The 21503-nt window shown below is 51.8% G+C and carries 19 protein-coding genes; 7 read left to right on the top strand and 12 right to left on the bottom strand.

Annotated elements, in window-relative coordinates; all coding sequences use genetic code 11:
- The first annotated feature begins 206 nt into the window (after positions 1-206).
- Entirely contained in the window at positions 207-1193 is a 987-nt protein-coding gene (locus tag FC49_RS06325) for an asparaginase (protein ID WP_003712106.1), read from the top strand.
- 55 nt (positions 1194-1248) lie between these two features.
- On the opposite strand, the gene FC49_RS09770 is transcribed toward FC49_RS06325, so the two are convergent.
- The 8 genes from FC49_RS09770 to jag form a co-directional block, all read right to left on the bottom strand.
- Positions 1249-1350, bottom strand: a complete 102-nt coding sequence (locus tag FC49_RS09770; protein ID WP_081453971.1) for an LPXTG cell wall anchor domain-containing protein — start codon at positions 1348-1350, stop codon at positions 1249-1251.
- Positions 1311-1991: a Rib/alpha-like domain-containing protein gene (locus FC49_RS06330; RefSeq protein ID WP_003712086.1), complete on the bottom strand. Its 681-nt coding sequence runs from the start codon at positions 1989-1991 to the stop codon at positions 1311-1313. The genes FC49_RS09770 and FC49_RS06330 overlap by 40 nt, the downstream gene beginning before the upstream one ends.
- 219 nt (positions 1992-2210) lie before the next feature.
- The gene (gene lepB, locus FC49_RS06335) at positions 2211-2816 is read right to left on the bottom strand and encodes a signal peptidase I (protein WP_003712062.1); all 606 of its coding nucleotides are present in this window, start codon (positions 2814-2816) and stop codon (positions 2211-2213) included.
- A 13-nt stretch (positions 2817-2829) separates the two neighbouring features.
- Positions 2830-4380 (bottom strand): UDP-N-acetylmuramoyl-L-alanyl-D-glutamate--2,6-diaminopimelate ligase, encoded by a 1551-nt coding sequence (locus tag FC49_RS06340; RefSeq protein WP_003712104.1) that lies wholly within the window; start codon positions 4378-4380, stop codon positions 2830-2832.
- Positions 4381-4508: 128 nt separating this feature from the next.
- A complete protein-coding gene (gene asnB / locus FC49_RS06345; RefSeq protein ID WP_003712048.1) occupies positions 4509-6428 on the bottom strand; it encodes an asparagine synthase (glutamine-hydrolyzing) in 1920 nt (639 codons plus the stop codon).
- 199 nt (positions 6429-6627) lie between these two features.
- On the bottom strand, positions 6628-8571 hold the full coding sequence (mnmG, locus tag FC49_RS06350; RefSeq protein WP_056984574.1) for a tRNA uridine-5-carboxymethylaminomethyl(34) synthesis enzyme MnmG: 1944 nt from the start codon (positions 8569-8571) through the stop codon (positions 6628-6630).
- An 8-nt stretch (positions 8572-8579) separates the two neighbouring features.
- On the bottom strand, positions 8580-9971 hold the full coding sequence (gene mnmE / locus FC49_RS06355; RefSeq protein ID WP_056984575.1) for a tRNA uridine-5-carboxymethylaminomethyl(34) synthesis GTPase MnmE: 1392 nt from the start codon (positions 9969-9971) through the stop codon (positions 8580-8582).
- A gap of 145 nt (positions 9972-10116) precedes the next feature.
- On the bottom strand, positions 10117-10920 hold the full coding sequence (jag, locus tag FC49_RS06360; RefSeq protein ID WP_003712074.1) for an RNA-binding cell elongation regulator Jag/EloR: 804 nt from the start codon (positions 10918-10920) through the stop codon (positions 10117-10119).
- A gap of 156 nt (positions 10921-11076) precedes the next feature.
- Here jag and FC49_RS06365 point away from each other — a divergent pair, with 156 nt between their 5' ends.
- Positions 11077-11802 carry a gamma-glutamyl-gamma-aminobutyrate hydrolase family protein gene (locus tag FC49_RS06365; RefSeq protein ID WP_003712091.1) on the top strand — a complete coding sequence of 242 codons (726 nt, stop codon included), beginning with the start codon at positions 11077-11079 and terminating at the stop codon, positions 11800-11802.
- A gap of 105 nt (positions 11803-11907) precedes the next feature.
- On the opposite strand, the gene FC49_RS06370 is transcribed toward FC49_RS06365, so the two are convergent.
- The 4 genes from FC49_RS06370 to rpmH all read right to left on the bottom strand — a co-directional run bounded on the left by FC49_RS06370 (position 11908) and on the right by rpmH (position 14881).
- Positions 11908-13248: a glutamate--cysteine ligase gene (locus FC49_RS06370; protein WP_056984576.1), complete on the bottom strand. Its 1341-nt coding sequence runs from the start codon at positions 13246-13248 to the stop codon at positions 11908-11910.
- 176 nt (positions 13249-13424) lie between these two features.
- A complete protein-coding gene (locus tag FC49_RS06375; RefSeq protein ID WP_403095805.1) occupies positions 13425-14306 on the bottom strand; it encodes a YidC/Oxa1 family membrane protein insertase in 882 nt (293 codons plus the stop codon).
- Positions 14257-14613 (bottom strand): ribonuclease P protein component, encoded by a 357-nt coding sequence (gene rnpA, locus FC49_RS06380; protein WP_003712059.1) that lies wholly within the window; start codon positions 14611-14613, stop codon positions 14257-14259. The genes FC49_RS06375 and rnpA overlap by 50 nt, the downstream gene beginning before the upstream one ends.
- A 133-nt stretch (positions 14614-14746) precedes the next feature.
- On the bottom strand, positions 14747-14881 hold the full coding sequence (gene rpmH, locus FC49_RS09775) for a 50S ribosomal protein L34 (protein ID WP_003665227.1): 135 nt from the start codon (positions 14879-14881) through the stop codon (positions 14747-14749).
- A gap of 477 nt (positions 14882-15358) precedes the next feature.
- Between rpmH and dnaA the strand changes: the two genes are divergently transcribed.
- The 5 genes from dnaA (at position 15359) to gyrB (ending at position 21501) form a co-directional block, all read left to right on the top strand.
- The gene (dnaA, locus tag FC49_RS06385) at positions 15359-16666 is read left to right on the top strand and encodes a chromosomal replication initiator protein DnaA (protein ID WP_003712116.1); all 1308 of its coding nucleotides are present in this window, start codon (positions 15359-15361) and stop codon (positions 16664-16666) included.
- A 175-nt stretch (positions 16667-16841) separates the two neighbouring features.
- Complete coding sequence (gene dnaN, locus FC49_RS06390; RefSeq protein WP_003712035.1) at positions 16842-17984, top strand: DNA polymerase III subunit beta; 1143 nt, start codon at positions 16842-16844, stop codon at positions 17982-17984.
- 224 nt (positions 17985-18208) lie between these two features.
- The gene (yaaA, locus tag FC49_RS06395; RefSeq protein ID WP_056984584.1) at positions 18209-18424 is read left to right on the top strand and encodes a S4 domain-containing protein YaaA; all 216 of its coding nucleotides are present in this window, start codon (positions 18209-18211) and stop codon (positions 18422-18424) included.
- A 9-nt stretch (positions 18425-18433) separates the two neighbouring features.
- Positions 18434-19555 (top strand): DNA replication/repair protein RecF, encoded by a 1122-nt coding sequence (recF, locus tag FC49_RS06400; RefSeq protein ID WP_056984577.1) that lies wholly within the window; start codon positions 18434-18436, stop codon positions 19553-19555.
- The gene (gyrB, locus tag FC49_RS06405; RefSeq protein WP_056984578.1) at positions 19555-21501 is read left to right on the top strand and encodes a DNA topoisomerase (ATP-hydrolyzing) subunit B; all 1947 of its coding nucleotides are present in this window, start codon (positions 19555-19557) and stop codon (positions 21499-21501) included. Before recF ends, gyrB begins: the two co-directional genes overlap by 1 nt.
- Positions 21502-21503: the final 2 nt, after the last annotated feature.

The raw sequence follows: 21503 nt of genomic DNA on the forward strand, positions 1-21503 counted from the left end.
TCTCATCAGTACTTCTTGACGAAGAGCCCAAATTTAGATCATCTTGCCCACTCAGCAGGCGGTAGTTATCCTTGACCAAAGTGGTGTTGGAGGTAACGGCTTCTCCCTCTGCACCTTGATTAATCAGACAATGCTTTCATCCACCATCTTGTTTTTACTATCAATGCTTACTAAAATAAAAGCAGAATTGAAAGCTGGTGACATTGATGACAAAGAAATTACTGCTGCTGACCACTGGCGGGACCATCGCCTCCGTCGCTTCGGACGATGGCCTGCGACCGGGCGAGTCGGGTGCCGAGCTGCTAAAGACCCTTGGCACCCTCCCCTTCGACGTAACGGTCAAAGATATTTTGGAGATGGATTCCTCCAACATTCAGCCGGAAGAGTGGACCCTGATTGCCCAGGAAATTTACCAGGCCCGCAATGATTACGACGGGATTGTTGTTTCACATGGAACAGACACGATGGCCTACACGGCCTCCATGCTGACCTTCATGCTGGAGAACATTAACCTCCCGGTCGTGCTGACTGGGAGTCAGGTGCCGATGAATATTCCCCTCAGTGACGCCCCTGATAACCTCAACCTCGCCTTTACCGCTGCGCTGGACTGCGCACCGGGTATCTACCTGGCCTTCAACAGGAAAGTAATGCGCGGTTGCCGGAGTGTCAAGGTGCGGACCACTTCCTTTGACGCCTTCGAGAGCGTTAACTTCCCGCTGATTGCTCAAGTCACTTCCGATGGTTTCCAAATTCTCCAGTCCCAACCGGCAAGCCACGGTGAATGCCGGTTGAACACCACCATTGATACCAACGTTTCACTGGTCAAGCTCTTCCCAGGATTCGACCCGACCCTGTTGCACGCGATGGCCGATAATGGCTGTCATGGTATCGTGATTGAAGCCTACGGTCTCGGTGGGATGACCTTTATTCGCCGCAACCTGGTGGCCGCAGTCGGCAAACTGATTCGAAAGGGTATCCCGGTCATTGCGGCTAGTCAGTGTCTGTACGAGCGGAGCGACCTGACGAAGTACGAAGTTGGCCAACAGGCACTGCTGGAAGGGGCAATTTCCGCCCATGATATGACTTCAGAATGTGCAATTACTAAGCTGATGTGGGGCCTCGGCCAGGGTATGGACATCGCTGCCATCAGTAAGTTCTTTAACACCGACGTGGCCGGTGAGGTAACGCTATAAACAGCAAAGCGACTCTTACAAATTACCGTCAGGGTCGCTTTTATGATTCTTTTAATTAATCAACTTTGCGCTTCTTTAGTCCAAACATTCCTAAGAGCGATACCAAGCCCAGGCCAGCTAAGGCACCGGCAGCATGATCGTTCCCAGTTTGCGGCAACTGTTGAGCAGGAGCTGCTTGCTGGTGAGGTCGTAAAAGCGGATCACCGTTTGAACCCGGTCACTGGCCGGAATCGAAGCTGGATCACCATAAATTGTGGCATAGTCGCTTTCCTTCGCGAACACGTTGACTGGAACTGTAAAGTCCTTATTAATAGCCTGACCCTCAAAGTCAGTATATTGAACGTTAACAATTCCCGTCGTGGTCTCCACTTTAGAAACGTCTGGCGCCTGCTTCCAACTCGCTTGATAATCGGTTTCCCTTTGCATTTCACTTGTTGGTGTGATTGCCAGTTTTGCTGCCGGCTCCTGACCAACGACAGTCGAGATTGGAACAATTGCTGGGTCAAGGTTTTCTTCAGGAACACTTGGTTCCCCAGTGTGATCACTATCATCATCCAGCTGGGATGCCGGTAAATTAACCGCCGTCCCCTGGTTGGCATCACCATTCGTAACGATGGCTGAGTTATCACTCGACCCTTGATTTGGATTTGCATCATCAGCGTGAGCAACCGTACTATTAGCCAAAATAAAAGTGGTCCCTAAAGCAACTGAGGCCACGCCCAATGTCAATTTTTTAACATCGATTGGCTTATGGATTGACAAATTTGATGATGCTCCCCCATGGTTGTGACTTGCCATTATTATTCTCCCCTTATGTTTAGAATGTATTTTTCATACTCCTACCCTTAAATAATACCTCACTTTGTATCAAAAGAATCATTTAAAATCACTTGATAGCTAACTTTTTTGTAAAGAGTTATTTCGCTATCAGTTGCTTCATCAAAACTAAGTGCTCTTTTAAAATTAAGCGCCGGCAGGTGAATCATTCTCTGGTTCACCTGCCGGCTGTTAATTTACTCAGTTTGCGTAAAAGTGCTGCCACTCTTTGTTGACGTTCTGCCGGGTTGTCTTGGTCCCGGACCATGATGGCACCTTCACGACCCCATCAATCTTGCTCTTCGGCACAAAGCCCCAGTAGCGGCCGTCATTGGAAACGCTCCGGTGGTCTCCCAGGACAAAGTATTCGCCCTTCGGGACCGTGGTGGTTCCGTTATGCTTGAGCCAGCTGTTTTGCACAGAAATACTTTTGAGTGTCCAGTCACCGGTTCCCGCTTTCCGCTGGTCCATGCTGATGTAGTTCTGGTTAATCTTCTTGCCATTGACGTAGATGTTCCCGTTCTTGGACTGCACCTTATCACCCGGCATTCCAATCACCCGCTTGACGTAATCCGTCTTCTGGGCAACCTGCGGGTCCACCCCGTTAGCGTCAAATACCACGACGCTGCCATGGTGAATTTTTGCCGTCTTTAGGCAAAAGACCCGTTCGTTATTCACCAGGTTGGGTTCCATGGATGGCCCATCGACCCGGACAATTTGAAAGACAAACTGCTTGATCAGCAATGCAATCAATAGCCCAATGACAATTGGGACAATCCAACTCATCGTTTCCCGAAATGCTTTCATACTTCCGCCTCACTTAATCTTCAATTTCATGGATATAGTCCGCGGCAATCTTGCTGTCAGTTGCGTACGGCGTGTCGACGCCGTTGATCTTCTGGTAGGGATCCTCGCCCTTCCCAGCTAACACCACAATATCACCATTACCGCTACTGTCAATTGCCGCCTTGATTGCCGTTGGCCGGTCCATAATGTACTGGATTTCCCCGACCTGGTCATGGTCAATATGCGAATTTATTTCCCGGGCAATTTTCATTGGGTCCTCAAATCCAGGATCGTCTGTCGTGAGGATAATCTGGTCCGGATGTTCCTCCGACAATGCTTTCCCGAAGCCCTGCCGACGGGAAATTCCCTTGTCACCGGTTGCCCCCAGCACGACAGTCACCTTACCAGCCGCCGTCTGCCGCTTCAAGAACGCCAGGAGCCGTTTCAAGCTGGCATAGTTATGGGCATAGTCAATGTAAATTGTCCCGTGCTGGCGGGTTTTTTGCATCTCCATCCGGCCCTTGATATGGACATGGTCCAGCGTTGCAGCGGCATCTTCCGCGGTCGCCCCCGCTAGGGCCGTTGAAATAATCGCCGCGACGGCGTTCCCCTCGTTATAGTCACCAGGGACACTGGTCTTATAACGCCGCTGGAGGCCCAACCGTTCGGCTTTTGGGGTGCAGGCAGCAAGTTCAAACTCGCTTTCGTGCAGGTCTTCTAAGTCATTCCGGTATTCGAAGTCGATTGCGGCCCCCTCCGGCAGTTGGACCTGCGCCCCGTGCCGGGCAAATAAGTAGATATCCTCTGGCTGCGTCGTTGCCTTGGCCGTGTAATATACATCCGCCAGGTCGGCCGTTTCGGCATTGATTAGACAAACCCTGGAGTTGACCAGCAGCTGCTCCTTACAGTGGAGGTAGTCTGCAAAGGTCGGATGTTCATTGCGGCCAATATGGTCAGGACTAATGTTTAAGAAAATACCGATATCGAAGTGCAGGCCATAGGTCCGGTGCTTCTTGTACGCCTGTGAGGAAACCTCCATCACCAGGTGGGTCATCCCGTTATCAACCGCTGCCCGCATATCATGAAAGAGATCGAGCGACTCCGGAGTGGTCAAGTCAGACTTAAAGCGGTCGTCCGGGCCGTTCCCCAGCACCCGGTCAAGGGTCGAAAAGAGGGCCACGTGATGGTCAGTTGCCCGCCCCAAGACGTGGTCAGCCATGTAAGCGGTAGTGGTCTTCCCCTTCGTTCCGGTGATGGCAATAATCGTTAGCTCATCTTGGGGGAAACCGTAAAAAGCCGCCCCGAGCAGGGCCATCGCCTTTTGCTCATCCTTGACGATAATCGCCGGCAGGTCCCCGCCTTCCGAATACTCCTGCTCCGCCACGTAGGCCACGGCGCCCTGTCCCTTTGCCATCGTTAGGTATTTCGGCAAAAAGTTGCCCTTGCAAAAAAACAAAGTCCCCGCAGTGACCTTTCGTGAATCATAAGCAACACTCGTCGCGGTAAAATCAGTTAAATTCTTGGTATGATCCAATAAATGGTGCTCGCGCAATAACGTTAGTGCAGGCGTAACATGCAATTCCATGTGTTATTGACCCCTCTTATTTTTCTCTCTTAAAACTCTATTATTTCATTTTTTATGGTAAAAGTGAATTCTTGAAGCAAATAAAATAAAAAGAGGAAGATGACCGCTCGCCACCTTCCTCTTATCTGTTATGCCTCGGCACTTGCCTTGGCCTTATCGATGTTGCTTTCATCCAGCTTGAAGTTATCGATGAAGTAGAGCTTGTACCAAACCAGGAAGGTGTAGACCGTCCAGATCTTCCGCCGGCCATCGACCTTGCCAGCAAAGTTGTCATCAGCCAGTTGCAGGAGCTTGTCCTGGTCGAAAAACTCCTTCACGAAGTCTTGCGCAAACAAGTTCCGTACTTCCTTGTAGTACTTCTCTTCCCGAAGCCATTCCCGAACGGGAGTCGGGAAGCCAAGTTTTGGCCGGGTTGCCCATTCTTCTGGTAGGTGCCGGTTGGCCGCCATCCGGAAGGCCCACTTAGTCCCCTTATCGTTGAAGAGGTACTTCGTCGGCGTGGTTTCAGCCACCTTCATAACTTCCTTATCCAGGAGCGGCACCCGAATTTCCACGGAGTTTGCCATACTCATCTTATCCGCCTTTAAGCAAATATCTCCTGGCATGAAGCGATGCAGGTCAACGTACTGCTTCTTGGCAACCTCGTTCATTTCCGGCTTCTTCTCGTCACACTTATCGTAGAGCGGCTTCAGCAGGTCAGTGATGGACGGGCCATCCTGGTATTCCGGCTTCAAGTATTCATTGGCCTCTGCCGGACTAAAGATGTAGGCCTGGCCGATAAAGGTATCCCGGGCCGGGGCCAGGTTGCGGTAGAGGTGCTCAGAACCGTGGAAGTGTTTGCCTTCCAGCCACTTTCCCAACTTATAGCGCTGGTCCTTCGGTAGCTTCTTGAGTTGTTCAGTCACCCAGCGGATAAACTTAACCTTGGTGTTAAAGCCATAGGCCGTGTAGCCCGCGAACAGTTCGTCCGCCCCTTCACCGGAAAGCAGGGCCTTGTAGCCGTTATCCTTCGCCAGTTTATTCAGGAAGTAAAGCGGCACCACAGACGGGTTGGAGTCCGGTTCGTCCAGGTAGTACTGGATTAACGGGAAGGTCTTGAACGCTTCTTCATCGGTCAGTAGCTTATCGGTGTTCTTTAAGTCCAACTTAGCCGCCAATTCACGGGCCTGCTTGGTTTCGTCGTAGCCGCTGTCAAAACCAATGGAGAAGGTGTTGTTTGGCCGCATCAAAGCAGTTACCAGACTGGAGTCAACCCCGGCCGACAGGAAAGAGCCGACCTTGATGCCCTTATCCGCGAAGGTGTGGGCCTTGACAGAATTTTTAACCACGTTGTCGATGTTATCGACGGCCTGGTCGAAGCTCTCGTCCGTTGGGTCAAAGTCTTCGTCCCAGTACTGCTCCATCGCGAACTTGCCGTCCTTGTAGGTGAAGTAGTGGGCTTCCGGAAGGCGGTAAACTCCCTTAAAGAAGGTTTCCTGGGTTACGTTATACTGGAAAGTCATGTAGGACTTCAGGGCCCGCTTATTCAGCTCCATCTCGAAGTTCGGGTGGTCCAGAAAGGCCTTGATTTCAGAACCAACAAAGAAGGTCCCGTTCATCTGGGCATAGTAGAGCGGCTTGATCCCGAAGTGGTCCCGGGCGCCAAACATTTCCTTGGTCTTGGTATCCCAAATGATGAAGGCAAACATTCCCCGCAGCTTCTGCAGGACGTCCTTGCCCCACTCTTCATAACCGTGCAGGATAACTTCCGTGTCGGCGTGGGTAGTAAAGGTATGCCCCTTTTCAATCAGCTCGCCGCGGAGTTCTTCAAAGTTATAGATTTCCCCGTTAAACTCAATAATCTTGGACTGATCTTCATTAAAGATGGGCTGGTTCCCAGACTTAACATCCACAAAACTCAGCCGGCGGAACCCCAGGGCCACGTCATCATCCACGTACTGACCCTCGGCGTCCGGGCCCCGGTGGATGATCCGGTCCTTCATCTTCTTGATTAAGGTGTCCTTTAATTGTGGTTTCTCGTTATCAACAAACGCAACAATTCCACACATTGCAATGTTCCTCTTCTTTCATTCAGAATTTGCTATTTTCTTCAGATCAAAACTCGAACCTAAATTATATCATACTCGGGCACTTAATAATTGGATATTGCCTAAGTTTAAGCAATCCTTTTATTTTCCCCGGATCGAAAAAGGGGCGACCGGAAATAATTTCTTTTCCCGTCGCCGTTGCTTAATATTTCCCGGGAAATTATTGTCGGTCAGCCTTGGAAAATTTCCCTTGTCGAATATAAACACTCAGAATTGCCAAGTCGGCCGGGTTAACCCCGGAAATCCGGGAAGCCTGGGCCAGGGTCGCCGGACGGATTTTCTCCAACTTTTGCCGCCCCTCAGTTGCCAGGCCGTCAATGTCGTTGTAGTCAATGCTGTCCGGAATCCGCTTGGCTTCCATCCGCTTCATCCGGTCAACCTTCTGCTCTTCCTTTTTGATGTAGCCAGCGTACTTGAGCTGGATTTCCACTTGTTCAATCACGTGGCGGTCCAATTCTTCTGCCGGGGCCGGGATAAACCGGGTCAATGTTTGGTAGTCCACGTACGGCCGCTTGATCAGGTCCGCCGCGGAAATAGCATCCTTGAGACGGTTATCACCGTGCTCTTCGATAAAGTCGTTGACTGCTTCGTCACTTGGCTTGAACTTGATAGTTTCCAGGCGCTTGATTTCAGCAGCCACGGCGGCCTTCTTAGCTTCCATCTTAGCCAGGCGCTCGTCGGAAACTAAGCCCACCGCGTGTCCCTTCTCCATCAAGCGGAAGTCGGCATTATCATGACGCAAAATCAACCGGTATTCGGCCCGGCTAGTCAACAGACGGTAAGGTTCCTTAGTTCCCTTGGTCACCAGGTCGTCAATCATGACCCCAATGTAGGCGTCAGACCGGCCGAGAACGAACGGGCCTTTCCCCTGAGCGCGGAGGCCGGCGTTGATGCCGGCAATCAAGCCCTGGCCGGCTGCCTCTTCATACCCGGACGTCCCGTTTGTCTGACCGGCCGTGTAGAGGTTCTGAACTAGCTTGGTTTCCAACGTTGGCCGCAACTGGTACGGCGCCACGACGTCGTATTCAATCGCGTAGCCCGGCCGCATTAGTTCAGACTTTTCCAGCCCCTTAATGGAGTGAACAATCTTTTGCTGGACTTCTTCCGGCATCGAGGTGGAAATCCCATCAAGATAATATTCATCCGTATCCCGACCCTCGGGTTCCAAGAAGACCTGGTGGCGGGACTTATCGGCAAAGCGCACGATCTTATCCTCAATTGACGGACAGTAACGGGGACCGACCCCCTTAATAACCCCGGAGAACATCGGCGCCCGGTCCAGGTTGGCCCGGATGATTCCGTGGGTCCCCTCGTTGGTGTAGGTCAGCCAGCAGGCCAGCTGGTCGGTGACGGCAATGTAGCTGCTATCCGGAGTATCAAAACTAAAGTGGTGCGGGGCAGCATCTCCCGGCTGCTCCTCGGTTTCGTCAAATTGAATGCTCTTCCCGTTGACCCGCGGTGGCGTCCCGGTCTTGAACCGTTCCAGGTCAAAGCCCAGTTCCTCCAGGTTCTCGGAGAGCTTAACCGCCGACTTAGAATTGTTCGGGCCGGACTGGTATTGCAATTCACCAATGATAATCTTGCCCCGGGCCGCGGTCCCGACAGTCAGGACCACCGCCTTAGCGTGGTAGCGTGCCCCGGTGTTGGTAACAACCCCCTTGCAGACGCCATCTTTGACGATCAATTGGTCGACGGTTCCCTGGCGGAGGGTCAGATTGGGCTCATTTTCAATGGTCAGCTTCATTTGACGGTGGTAGGCGTGCTTATCGGCCTGGGCCCGCAATGCGCGGACTGCCGGACCCTTCCCGGTATTCAGCATCCGCATCTGGACATAGGTCTTGTCAATGTTATGGCCCATCTCACCACCCAGGGCATCAATTTCCCGGACCACAATTCCTTTGGCGGGGCCGCCGACGGATGGGTTACATGGCATAAAGGCTACCATGTCCAGATTGATGGTGACCAGCAGGGTCTTATTCCCCATCCGGGCAGCGGCCAGGGCGGCCTCACTCCCGGCGTGTCCGGCACCAACAACAATTACGTCATAGTCGCCACCCTCGTACTGAACGGCAGCGCTAGTCTTCAATGATTCACTCGACTTCACAATTTTCCCTACTTTCCTAGACAGAATTGACTAAACAACTGATCAAGCAGCTCGTCCTGGTACGAATCCCCGGTAATTTCCCCCAGGAGGTCCCAGCACCGGGTCATGTCAATTTGCACCAGGTCCACCGGCATCCCGGCATTGATTCCCTTCAAGACATCGCTCAGCGCAGCATTTGCCTGGTGGAGCAGGCCAATGTGGCGGGCATTGGTAACCATCACGTTGTTTTGACTGCTTTCGATCCCTTCGTTAAAAAACATCCTGCTGATTTGCTGACCAAGCTGGTCCATCCCCTCGTGCTTAACAATCGAGGTTTCAATCAGGGCATCCCCAGCCGTCAACTTTTTCAGCTCATCAAGGTCCACCTGGCGCGGCAGGTCGGTCTTGTTTAAGATCACGATCCGCTGCTTGCCTTGGGTTGCCGTTAGCAGTTCACGGTCCTCCGCCGTCAACGGCGCGGAGCTATCAATCAGCAGGAGGATCAAGTCGGCGGCATCGAGGGCCTTCTTACTCCGCTCGACCCCGATTTTTTCGACCGTGTCGTCGGTGTCGCGGATTCCAGCGGTATCAATCAATTTCAACGGTACCCCATCAACATTGACGTACTCCTCGATCACGTCCCGGGTGGTTCCCGCCACGTCAGTCACGATGGCCTTATCCTCATGCAGCAGGGTGTTTAACAGGCTAGACTTGCCGACATTGGGGCGGCCGATAATCGCCGTCGCCAGTCCCTCCCGGAGGACCTTCCCCTGCTTGGCAGTCTTTAACAGGGCCTGGATCCGCTGTTGAATATCAAGCGCCTTCTCCTTCAACATCTTGGTGGTCATCTCTTCGACCGCGTCGTATTCCGGATAGTCGATATTGACCTCGACCTGGGCCAGGACATCCAAAATATCTTGTCGCAAGTGACGAATCAGCCGCGACAGGTCCCCATCCAGCTGGTTCAGGGTCACCTTCATCGACTTATCGGTTTTAGCCCGAATCAGGTCCATTACCGCTTCGGACTGTGATAGGTCAATCCGGCCATTTAAGAAGGCCCGTTTGGTAAATTCGCCTGGTTCAGCCATTCGGGCACCGTAACTCAGGACTAACTGTAAAATCCGGTTAGTCGCCAGCAATCCCCCGTGACAGTTGATTTCAATCACATCTTCGCAGGTATAGGTGTGCGGCGCCCGCATCACGGAAACCATTACCTCATCCACTTCGGCGCCCGTGTCCGGGTCGACAATGTGCCCATAGTTAATGGTATGGCTGGCAACCTGGTCCAGGTCCTTGCTGCCACGATACAGCCGCTTGGCAACTGCCACCGCGTCTTCGCCGCTAATCCGAATAATTGAAATGCCCCCCTCGCCAACCGGGGTCGAGATCGCCGCAATGGTGTCATTTTCACTATTCGCCACTATTTTCTACTCCTTTCAATAAAAAAAGTGCTAGTCCACGCCGCGCATTCCGCTAACATGGTCAAAGCACTTTCACTACTTTAACAACTCAATTTTTATAATCGCCCATATTCTAAGGGCTTCACCAGTAAATGTCAATCAATAACTAATTTTTTGGGGCAATAACCACGCTCCGGTAGGGTTCCCGCCCGTGCGAATAGGTGCGCACGTGGTCATCACTTTCTAACTCCTGGTGCAGCTGCTTGCGTTCCCGCGCTGGCATCGGGTCCAGGAAAACCGCTTTTCCACTCGCAACTACTTCGGTCGCTGCCCGTTCCGCAATTTGATGGAGGGCTTCCCGCCGCCGTTGCCGGTAGTTTGACGTGTCCAGAACCACACTCGTCTTTGGGGCACCATGATAGTTCATAAAGGCCGCGCTGACCTGTTCCAGCGCGTTGATCCGGGAACCGTGTCGCCCGATTACCCGTCCCGAATTGGCCGTTTTAATATTGATCATGACCGAATGGGCGCCAACCTTGCTAAGCTGGGGGTCAGTCTCAATTCCCAGATCCGCAAATACTTTTTTCAGGTAAGCCGTTAACTGCTGACCAGCGTTCCGGGTGTGGCGAATGTTAGCTTCGTGCCGGGCCTTAACCACTGCCGGATCCTGGTCATCCCCCTCCTCAAGCGGATGATTAGGATGAACGACCGCGGCAGACACTGACCGGCCCTGGTCAGCAACTGGCTTAACCGGGGCGGCAGCCGGCGCAGGAGTTACTGGTTGCGGCGCCGGCGTCGTTTTTGGCGGCTTAATCGTCGCCTCGATTTTAGCTGGTCGGCGACCAATCCCCAAGAAGCCGCGGCGGGGCTGTTCAAGCACTTCAACCTTGAGCGCCGCTTCTGGCTGATGCAGTGACCGGCTCGCCTGTTGAATTGCTTCCTTCACTGTTTTACCCGTATAAACTACCATTGATAGTTCCTCCCCGAATTTGACGTTATTATATTAAGAATACCACCCTTTTCTCCGCCATGACCAGTCAGGACGCTGGCAACATTTTTCTTTGCACGCACGGGATTTTAATTTATAATATTGATTAAATTTTAATTAGAATTAAGGAGGATTCCTATGCAACCCCGAATCGCGATTCCCGCCGATACCCTCACTGAGGCAACGAATATTATTAACGAACGTAACGCGGCCTTTGCGCCCCGGCCGTTAATCGAAGCAGTGCTTAAATCCGGCGGCGTCCCGGTTATCTTCCCCAGCGTCGCGCCCGAACTTGCAGCCAGCTACCTGGACCTCTTTGACGGGATTATTTTTGCCGGCGGTGCGGACGTCGACCCAACCTTCTTTAACGAAGAGCCGCACCTCAAACTAGGACCCACCTACCTAAAGCGGGACCGCTTTGAAGTCGCCCTGCTTAAAGAGGCTGTGGCCGCAAACAAGGCAATCATGGGAATTTGTCGGGGAATGCAGCTCATCAATATCGCCCTTGGTGGTTCGGTCTACCAGGACCTGTCTGAAGATCCGCGGCAAACCCTCAAACACTCCCAAGACGCCCCAGGCAACCTTCCCTCCCACCACATCAACGTAGCCCCGGAAAGCCGCCTGTTCAAGCTCACTGGCCGCCGCGCCTACGTTAACTCGCGCCACCACCAGGCACTGCACCAAATCGCCCCCGGCCTGCACGTTACGGCCAGTGCCGACGACCAGGTGCCAGAAGCCGTGGAATCCGTCAGCTCGGACCAGATTCTCGCCGTCCAATGGCATCCCGAGAACATGTTCAAACATGATCCGTCATCGCAACATCTGTTTGCCGACCTGCTCCAGCGAGCCGCGGCCCGGCGTTAAAAACGAAGCAGGTTGTACAGAGCGCAAAAGCCTTCACCATCTGGAAAACCAGACGGTGAAGGCTTTTCTGTATCGTACTAACCACTTTGCCGGTTAGGGACTTTCTTACCAGGCCAGGGCCGCGCGCAGTTCATCCGCCGTGTAAACCCGTCCCTCCTCAAAGCCCCGGAACGGGTGCAGCATTCCTAAAGCAGCTTGCTGATAACGGCGTGCCCGGCGGAGGGCATATTCTTCGAGTGAACCATCTTTGACATACGCTAGCAGGCGCGCGCTCGGCGTATTCGCCGGGTTGACGATTCGTTCCTCAAGGTCATCCAGGACCTCCAGATACTCAGGACCCAGCTGAATCTGGCTAGCGTAGTGTTCAAGGTGCCGAATCATGGCCAGAGCAGTGCTTTGGTACTGGCTGGGCGCCGTTGGCGATTCCTCGGCAATTGCCATGTTCATAGCGTCGGCCCGGGCCAACAGCGATTCGACCTCCCCCTCCCGCATTGCCGGGTGCATAATAAAGTAACTCGCTAATAACCTGACAAAGCGAAGGGTGCCCGTCCTAATTCCGACCGCACTGCTGGGATCGAGGTCCAGCATTCGCAGCTCCAAGTATTCAACCCCGTTGTTAGCCAGCTTCTTTAAGTCGGGGTGCCCCTTAAAACGTACGGGGCCATGAAACTCATAGTCAGACGTTAAGATCCCCTGTTTTACGCCCTCCTCAATTCGGTCAACATAGGCAGCCAAGCTGCGGTAGTCACCGGTAAACTTGGTTCCAAAGCCGTAGCGGCTCTGCCGAATGCTCCGCACCGGCCGCGCTAACTCCGCCCCCTTTTCAAAATACCCCTTTTCCGCTACCGGACTAGCGCCGAAAAGGTAGGTTAGCAGCCACCGATAGCGCACGAAGCCTTGGGCAACGACCGTATACAAGTAGTTGCGGACGGCCCGTTCATCCGCAAACTGGCTGCTGAATTTCTCCAGGACAAGTTCGATCACGTGTTGGTCGATTCCTAAGCTAATGTGCGCTCCACAGGGTGTCCCCTGTGAGTAGCCGTGCCGTTTCGCCCATTCTTGCAGGTAGGCTTCCTTCTTAGGGCCCATCTTTGCCAAGACGAGTGTCCGCTTATCCTTGGGAAGGCGGGGCGGCATTGACAGGGGCCACAGCATCTCCCCTGGCGCCAGCACTGAGCGGAGGCAGTTATTCAGCCGGTACAAGTAGTGGATGGCGTCCAAGGAATGCTTGGCCGACGGGGTCACGGTTTCCGACATGGTTTCCAAAAAATCGTTCGTGATCCACGGGTTAGTCCGTTCATCGCCAATTCCAGCCGGATAGGGTTCCTGACTTAACTGTCCGCTTCCGTCAATCCGCTGCATTTCAATTTCTAAGCCCACCGTAAAATCTGATGTTTTCGCGACAGCTTCATTTTCATAAATGGTCTGACCAATTCGGCTGAACATACTCTCCGCCTCCTTTTAATATTAAAAAAATCTAATTTTATTTTAATACAATAGCGTGTTTGCTTTCATTTAACAAGGGGTAGGTCGGGTTCATTGATAAAAAAACTGCCACCCGGTTCAATAACCAAGGTGGCAGTTTTGATACTTGTTTAAATTAAGTTGGTCGAGCCAGCCGACTATTTCCGGCGACTTTGGTAAGCGCGGCGCTTTGCCTTTTCGATCTTCCGCTTCCGGGCCTTTTCAACCCGTTGCTTCTCTTCCCGCTCACGGCGAATCTTGAATGGATTCTGCAACAGCAGGGTTTGAACAACCTGGAAGGCGTTGGAAACTACCCAGTACAGCGTGATTGCTGAGGAGAAGCCCAGGGCCATGAAGAAGATCATGATCGGCATGAACCAGGTCATCATGGTCGTCATGCTATTCTTTTCCGGCATCGAGGCCATTGATAGCCAAGAACTAACGAAGGTGAAGACCGCCGCCAAAACTGGCAAGACATAGTAAGGGTCGGTGTGCCCCAGCTGCAGCCAGAGGAAAGTCCCGTGCCGCAGTTCCGGTGTCCGCCAAATTGCTTGGTACAGGGCCCACATGATTGGCAGCTGGACAATCATTGGCAGCATTGAGGCCATCGGGTGGACGCCCGCTTCCTTGTAGAGCTTTTGGGTCTCTTCCTGCATCTTCATCATCGAATCACGGTCGCGTGATGAATACTTCTTTTGGACTGCCTTTAGCTGCGGCGTGATTTCCTGCATCCGGACCATCGACTTGGTCTGGTAAAAGGCTAGTGGCAAGAGCAGCACCCGGATGATGATCGTGAAGATGATGATCCCCATCCCGTAGCCTCCAGTGTGGTTGGAGAGCCAGATAATAAACTGCGAGAAGTTGTAAACGATGTAGTGATCCCAGAAACCGGTACTATGACTCGTTACGGGCTGGTTGGAACAAGCAGCCAGCAGCATCGTCAAACTGGCAATCGCTGCTAGGCTCAAGGCTTTTTTCTTTTTTTTCACGCTATTCTTCCTCACTTTTTTCCTTAAATAAGTTGGCCCGCTTGAGTGCATGGACCAGGTTCTTCTTTGTTTCTGCCATCTCAAGGCCATCTGCCGCCGGACGGGCAATCACTAAAAAGTCAACATCCGACCGCAACTGCGGCTTGACTTCTAGCAGGCTTTGCCGAATCCGCCGCTTTACCCAGTTCCGGTGAACCGCGTTCCCAATCTTTTTACCGACCGAGATTCCAACCCGGAAATGCTTCTGACCCGGTTTTGCCATCTGATAAATTATGAATTTATGGTTGGCAACAGAATTATGGGTTTCAAAAACCCGCTGAAATTCACTTTCCTTTTTTACTCGGTATGACTTTCTCATGATGTCTAATCTCCAGCCTTACTACGTTAGATATGAAAAAGGGCTAGGCAAACAACAACGCCAACGATCGTTGTTCGCTGAATTGCTTGCCCGCCCTCTACAATAAAAAAAGCCACTATAAAAGTGGCCGTGGTTATGCAGATAATACTTTTCTGCCCTTTTGACGCCGACGTGCTAATACCTTACGGCCATTGCTGGTGCTCATGCGCTTACGGAAGCCATGGACACGTGCACGGTGACGCTTCTTTGGTTGAAACGTGCGCTTCATGCGTTTGCACCTCCTATTTGATAAATCGGTTTGTTTCTATTCTTTCTTCAAACATACTTTGGAAGTATAACATACTTTGACTGATTATTAAACGGCAAAAAATATTTAAATTTTTTAGTTATCCACAGAATTTGCAAAATAATCCACAACGTTGTGTAAACACCCCGGGTGGTCCCAGCTTATTCACAGGCTTTTTCCCACCTCATCCCCAAATTCACACCCTGTTATTAAAGTTATCCACAGCCCCGCGTTTTCCTGTGTAAAAGTCCGATAATCCTTATATTAATAGGCTTCAGTTTTCCACAGATTCCTGTTAATAGCCCGCTCGATTAGCACGTTTTCCCCGAAATCCACACCAGCAATCCTAAATTACACACAGAGTTGTGTAATTTTTTTTAGCTTGTCCACTCCCCTGTGGAAAACTAATATCGAGAATGATAGAATATCGGTTGGAATTAAATATTAGGAGGAATTATTTTGACTGAGCTCGATTCTCTGTGGGAAGCGATCCAAAATTCTTTTCGTCAATACACCGGCCAGGTGACCTTTGACAATTTTATTGCTCCGGCAAAACCGATTTCTCTCTCGCAAACACGTCTGGAAATTGAATTACCGACGCCCATGCATCGTGATTTCTGGAATAAAAATCTGACGGAAAAGCTCAAGGAGTACGTTCAACGTGAACTAGGACGTGCCGTTGAGCCAATTTACGTTTTAACGGGAGAACAAAAATCACCTAAACCGCAGCCGTCTGCTGTCCCCACTTCCAACATCCCTTTAAATCCCTACTATAATTTCGAAACTTTTGTCGTGGGGGACGGCAATAAGATTGCCCATGCTGCGGCCCTCAACGCTGCCGAGCGTCCGGGGTACATGAATCCCCTCTTCATTTACGGCGGCGTAGGTTTAGGTAAGACCCACTTAATGGAAGCCATCGGGAATTACATGTTAAAGATCAACAAGAATGCCCGGGTCAAGTACGTCACCAGCGAAGAATTTACCAATGACTTCATCAACTCAATCCAAAAGCGAACCACCGAGCAATTCCGGGAAGAATACCGGAACCTCGACCTGTTGCTAATTGATGATATTCAGTTTCTAGCGGACAAAGAGGGGACCCAGATTGAATTTTTCAATACCTTCAATACCCTCTATGACCAGCAAAAACAAATTGTCCTGACCAGCGACCGGATGCCCCGGGAAATCCCCGAACTGCAAGACCGGCTAGTCTCCCGCTTCATGTGGGGAATGCCCGTCGAGATTACCCCACCGGACCTCGAAACCCGGATTGCGATCCTCCGCAGCAAGGTGGAAGAGGACCACATCGATATCGGTAATGACACCCTGAACTACATCGCCGGACAAATTGATACCAACGTGCGGGAACTTGAAGGCGCCCTGACCAAGGTCCAGGTTTACGCAGACCTGAGCAACGAAATCATCACGCCCCACCTAGCATCACGGGCCCTAAAAGATTTCCGGCACTCCGCCAAACGTCAAATCACCGTTGAGGATATTCAAAAACAGGTGGCGTCGTTCTATAACATCACCCAGGCCGACATCATCGGTAAAAAACGGGTCAAACAAATCGTTATGCCCCGCCAAATCGCGATGTACCTCACCCGTGAACTGACCGATTTTTCCCTGCCTAAGATTGGCAAAGAATTTGGTGGCAAAGACCATACCACGGTCTTACACGCAATCGATAAAATAGAAGCCTCCATTAAGGATGACTCCCAATTGCAGCAGGACATTCACAAACTCAAAGACCAGCTCAACGCCTAGCTGTGGAAAAGTCCCATGCTTGTCCCCAGAATTATCAACAAGTTATCCACAAGCAAACGGGTGTGGTATGATTGGATTCAAGGACTTATCCACAGTTTTAACAGGCCCTATTACTACTACTATTTTTAAACTATAAAATATCTTTATATAAAATCAGCAAAGGAGTAACCAGCCAATGAATTTCACAATCAATCGGACTGCGTTCATCAGCCAATTAAATAACGTTCTTCGTGCCATCTCATCTAAAACCACTATTCCCATCTTAACTGGATTAAAGATGGTTGTTGACACTGACCGCATTGTCCTCACCGGGAGCAATTCCGACATTACGATTGAAAGTGTGATCGATGCAAGCGACGAAGACTACGGGTTAACCGTCAAAGAGGCAGGGGCCATTGTGTTACCCGCCCGTTTCTTCAGTGAAATCGTTAAGAAGCTGCCAGACAAGCAAGTAACAATTGAAGTTACCAATGGCTTCCAAGCCGATATCACTTCCGGAACCGCGAAGTTCCAAATCAATGGCCAGGATGCCAGCAACTTCCCCCACCTGCCAGAAATTGAATCTGATAACACGATTACCCTACCGACGGACGTCCTCAAAGAAGTCATCCGGCAAACGGTTATCGCAGTATCTAAGCAGGAAAGTCGGCCGATCCTTGCCGGGGTCCACTTTACGTTAAAGGACGGCCTGCTGACGGCAGTCGCAACCGATAGTCACCGCTTGGCGCAACGAAAAGTGGCCTTGGAAAATGTCGACAGCAGCATCAATTTCGACATCATTATTCCAGGAAAGAGTCTGGATGAGCTCTCGGGAATGATGGGCGATGGGAACGAAGATGTTAAGGTTCAGGTCAGCGAAAACCAAGTGCTGTTTATCTTTGGCAACACGCACTTCTACTCCCGGCTGCTGGAGGGGAATTACCCAGAAACCAGCCAGTTGATTCCGACAACGTCCGATACCACGGTGGAAGTGGAAGCGGGCACCTTCCTCTCCTCAATCGACCGGGCTTCCCTGCTGTCTCACGAAAGCCGCAACGACGTGGTTAAGCTGACAATCCAGCCAGCTAACCAGCGGGTCAAAATCAGCAGTGATTCTCCTGACATCGGGACCGTGGAAGAAGAGGTCGCAACGACCGCGCTCGAGGGCCAGGACCTGGAGATCTCCTTCAACCCGAACTACATGAAGGATGCTCTGCGTTCGTTTGGTCAGAGTACGATTCGCATTTCCTTTACCTCTGCTCTGCGGCCGTTTACCCTGGTGCCAACTGAAGACACCGAAAACTTTGTTCACCTGATTACCCCAGTGCGGACATTCTAGTTCGTGAAAGATTGTTAACGGCCTTAGCCACTAAATGTGGTTAGGGCCGTTTTTTACTTGTTTAACCCTAGTGAAATTAATTTATTGGCAAATTGAGCCGTTTTAGGCCGTTTTTGATAAAAATGGCTCCAAAAGAAGAAAATGGCTGAGATGGGCTAATGAGGGAAAATAGCTTGTGATTGTGATATAATAGATGGAGTAAAGTAGGTGAAATAGCAGTGGAAATGAAAAAAATTATAATTGACCGGCCATTCATTACCCTCGGTCAATTACTAAAAGAAGAGGCCATTATTCCGACCGGCGGGGCAGCTAAGTGGTACCTCAAGGAAAATACCGTTTTGGTCAACGCTGAAGCAGACGACCGGCGCGGACGGAAACTATACCCAGGGGACACCGTTACACTACCGGATCATCGTCAATTAACCATTGAAAGCAAGTAGTGATCATTAATGATTCTGTCGGAGCTACATTTACATCACTTTCGTAACTATGAAGACCAGACCGTTCACTTTGCTCCCGGAGTGAACGTTTTAATTGGTCATAATGCGCAGGGCAAGACCAACATGCTGGAAGCAATCTACGCCCTTTCATTGACCCGGAGTCACCGGACCAATAACGACCGGGAGCTGATTAATTGGCAGGAGAAGTCCGCCTCCATTAGTGGGGTTGTCCAAAAAGCCAGCGGAAGAGTACCACTGGAGCTGCAATTTACCAAGGAGGGCAAGCGGGCGAAAGTCAACCACTTAGAGCAGGCCCGACTGGCCCAGTATATTGGTCAACTGAACGCGATTTTATTTGCGCCGGAGGACCTGTCCCTGGTTAAGGGGGCACCAGCAGTCCGGCGCCGTTTTATGGACATGGAATTTAGTCAGATGAGCAGCAAGTACCTTTACAATGCCAGCCAGTACCGTTCCCTGCTCCGGCAACGGAATAAGTATTTGAAGCAGCTCAAGTATGGTCAGCAGCACGACCGGGTCTTGCTCGACGTGCTATCGGACCAGCTGGCGGCTTACGGGGCCGAGCTGGTGGTGGCGCGCTTTCACTTCCTCCAGCAGCTGGGGAAGTGGGCAGCAGATTTGCACTACCAGATTTCTTTGAATGCGGAAAAGCTGCGCTTGGTGTATGCCACCCAGCTGAAGGTCACGGCGGAGACAACGGTGGACGATGCCTACCAGCAGCTGCTGACGATTTTTAAGGAGAATAAGGCCCGGGAGATTGACCAGGGGAGTACGATGTTTGGCCCCCAGCGGGACGATATCCGTTTCCTGGTCAACGGCAAGAACGTTCAATCGTTCGGCTCCCAAGGGCAGCAAAGGACAACGGCCCTGGCGGTAAAATTGGCGGAGATTGACCTGATGAAGGAGCAGACTGGTGAGTACCCGTTGCTCCTCCTTGATGATGTCCTCTCAGAACTGGATACGGTCCGTCAGACGCACTTGTTAACGGCAATCCAGGATAAGGTTCAGACCTTTTTGACGACGACCAGTCTGAGTGACGTTGCCCGGCAGCTGATTAATGAACCCACGATTTTTAACATTAAGAATGGCACTTTGATTAAGGAGGAAGAATAGTGAGCGACGAACAAAAGGAAACCAAGGCGCAACTTGCTAGTGAATACGATGCTAGTCAAATTCAGGTTTTAAAGGGATTAGACGCTGTTCGTAAGCGGCCCGGAATGTACATCGGTTCTACCTCAGCCCAGGGGCTGCACCACCTGGTTTGGGAAATCGTCGACAATGGGATCGACGAAGCCCTAGCCGGTTTTTGTACCGAAATCAACGTCGAAGTCAACCCGGATAACAGTATTACCGTTCGCGACAACGGACGGGGGATTCCGGTCGACATCCAAGGCCAGACTGGTAAGTCCGCTCTGGAAACGGTCTTCACGGTCCTCCACGCTGGGGGAAAGTTTGGCGGCGGTGGCTACAAGGTCTCCGGTGGTTTGCACGGGGTCGGGGCCTCGGTAGTTAACGCCCTGTCCACTGAACTAGACGTGAAGGTTGCTCGGCAGGGAAAGGAATACTACATGGACTTCGACCACGGGCACGTTAAGACTTCCATGAAGGTCATTAACGACCACCTGGCAGAAGACATCCACGGGACGACCGTGCACTTCAAGCCGGATCCGGCAATTTTCCGCGAAACCACGGTTTACAACATCAAGACCCTGACGAACCGCCTGCGTGAACTGGCCTTCCTGAACAAGGGCCTCAAGATTACCATTGAGGATAAGCGCGATGACGAGCCAGAACGGCAGGACTTCCACTATGAGGGTGGGATTCGCCACTACGTCGACTACTTGAACGAGGACAAGACGACCCTGTTTGAGCCGCCAATTTACGTAGAGGGCAAGGAAAACGGCATTACCGTTGAAGTGTCGCTCCAGTACACCGACTCCTACCGCAGTGAGCTGTTGACCTTTACCAACAACATCCACACTTACGAAGGGGGAACCCACGAGACCGGCTTCAAGATGGCCCTGACCCGGGTAATTAACGATTACGGGCACAAGACGAACATCTTGAAGAGCAACGAAACTCTGTCCGGGGATGACGTACGTGAAGGGATGACGGCGGTTGTTTCCATCAAGCACCCCGATCCACAGTTTGAGGGTCAGACCAAGACCAAGCTGGGGAACTCCGATGCTCGGACGGCCACGGACCACGTCTTTGCGGCGACCTTCAACCGCTTCTTAATGGAACACCCGGATGAAGCCCGGCAGATTATTGAAAAGGGGCAGCTGGCTTCCAAGGCTCGGGTGGCAGCCAAGCGGGCCCGGGAAGTAACTCGGAAGAAGAGCGGGTTGGAAATCTCTAACCTGCCCGGCAAACTGGCGGATAACACCAGTAAGGACCCGAATATCTCAGAATTATTCATCGTCGAGGGGGACTCCGCCGGTGGTTCTGCCAAGCAGGGGCGGTCGCGGCTGACCCAGGCCATCCTGCCGATTCGGGGGAAGATTTTGAACGTCGAAAAGGCAACCCTGGACCGGGTACTGGCTAACGAAGAAATTCGCTCCCTCTTTACGGCCCTGGGTACCGGCTTTGGCGAGGACTTCGATATTGACAAGGCCAACTACCACAAGCTGATTATCATGACCGATGCCGATGTCGACGGGGCCCACATTCGGACCCTGCTGCTGACCCTGATTTACCGCTTCATGCGGCCAATGATTACCCATGGCTACGTCTACATTGCCCAGCCACCGCTGTACCAAGTGCGGCAAGGAAAGTTTGTCCGCTACATCGAATCCGACGAGGAGCTGGAACAAGTTGTCAGTTCCCTGCAACCGAGCCCGAAGCCGGTTATCCAGCGGTACAAGGGGCTTGGTGAAATGGATGCCGAACAGCTGTGGGAGACCACGATGGATCCAGAAAACCGGCACTTACTCCGGGTTCAGTTAGACGACGCCGAACAGGCCAACGAAATTTTCCCAATGCTGATGGGAACCAAGGTTGGCCCGCGGCGGGACTTTATCGAGCAAAACGCCAAGTTTGTTGAAAACCTTGACTTGTAGTC

The sequence above is a fragment of the Limosilactobacillus oris DSM 4864 genome (assembly GCF_001434465.1).
Taxonomy (GTDB): Bacteria; Bacillota; Bacilli; order Lactobacillales; family Lactobacillaceae; genus Limosilactobacillus; species Limosilactobacillus oris.

Bases quoted from the DNA above. Each gene is read 5' to 3' on its own strand.
- yaaA (WP_056984584.1), top strand. From the start codon at position 18,209: ATGAAAAAAATTATAATTGACCGGCCATTCATTACCCTCGGTCAATTA.
- lepB (WP_003712062.1), bottom strand. From the start codon at position 2,816: ATGAAAGCATTTCGGGAAACGATGAGTTGGATTGTCCCAATTGTCATT.
- FC49_RS06370 (WP_056984576.1), bottom strand. From the start codon at position 13,248: ATGTTCAGCCGAATTGGTCAGACCATTTATGAAAATGAAGCTGTCGCG.
- FC49_RS06325 (WP_003712106.1), top strand. From the start codon at position 207: ATGACAAAGAAATTACTGCTGCTGACCACTGGCGGGACCATCGCCTCC.
- dnaN (WP_003712035.1), top strand. From the start codon at position 16,842: ATGAATTTCACAATCAATCGGACTGCGTTCATCAGCCAATTAAATAAC.
- asnB (WP_003712048.1), bottom strand. From the start codon at position 6,428: ATGTGTGGAATTGTTGCGTTTGTTGATAACGAGAAACCACAATTAAAG.
- FC49_RS06375 (WP_403095805.1), bottom strand. From the start codon at position 14,306: ATGCACTCAAGCGGGCCAACTTATTTAAGGAAAAAAGTGAGGAAGAAT.
- FC49_RS06340 (WP_003712104.1), bottom strand. From the start codon at position 4,380: ATGGAATTGCATGTTACGCCTGCACTAACGTTATTGCGCGAGCACCAT.
- rnpA (WP_003712059.1), bottom strand. From the start codon at position 14,613: ATGAGAAAGTCATACCGAGTAAAAAAGGAAAGTGAATTTCAGCGGGTT.
- rpmH (WP_003665227.1), bottom strand. From the start codon at position 14,881: ATGAAGCGCACGTTTCAACCAAAGAAGCGTCACCGTGCACGTGTCCAT.
- FC49_RS06365 (WP_003712091.1), top strand. From the start codon at position 11,077: ATGCAACCCCGAATCGCGATTCCCGCCGATACCCTCACTGAGGCAACG.
- jag (WP_003712074.1), bottom strand. From the start codon at position 10,920: ATGGTAGTTTATACGGGTAAAACAGTGAAGGAAGCAATTCAACAGGCG.
- FC49_RS06330 (WP_003712086.1), bottom strand. From the start codon at position 1,991: ATGGCAAGTCACAACCATGGGGGAGCATCATCAAATTTGTCAATCCAT.
- recF (WP_056984577.1), top strand. From the start codon at position 18,434: ATGATTCTGTCGGAGCTACATTTACATCACTTTCGTAACTATGAAGAC.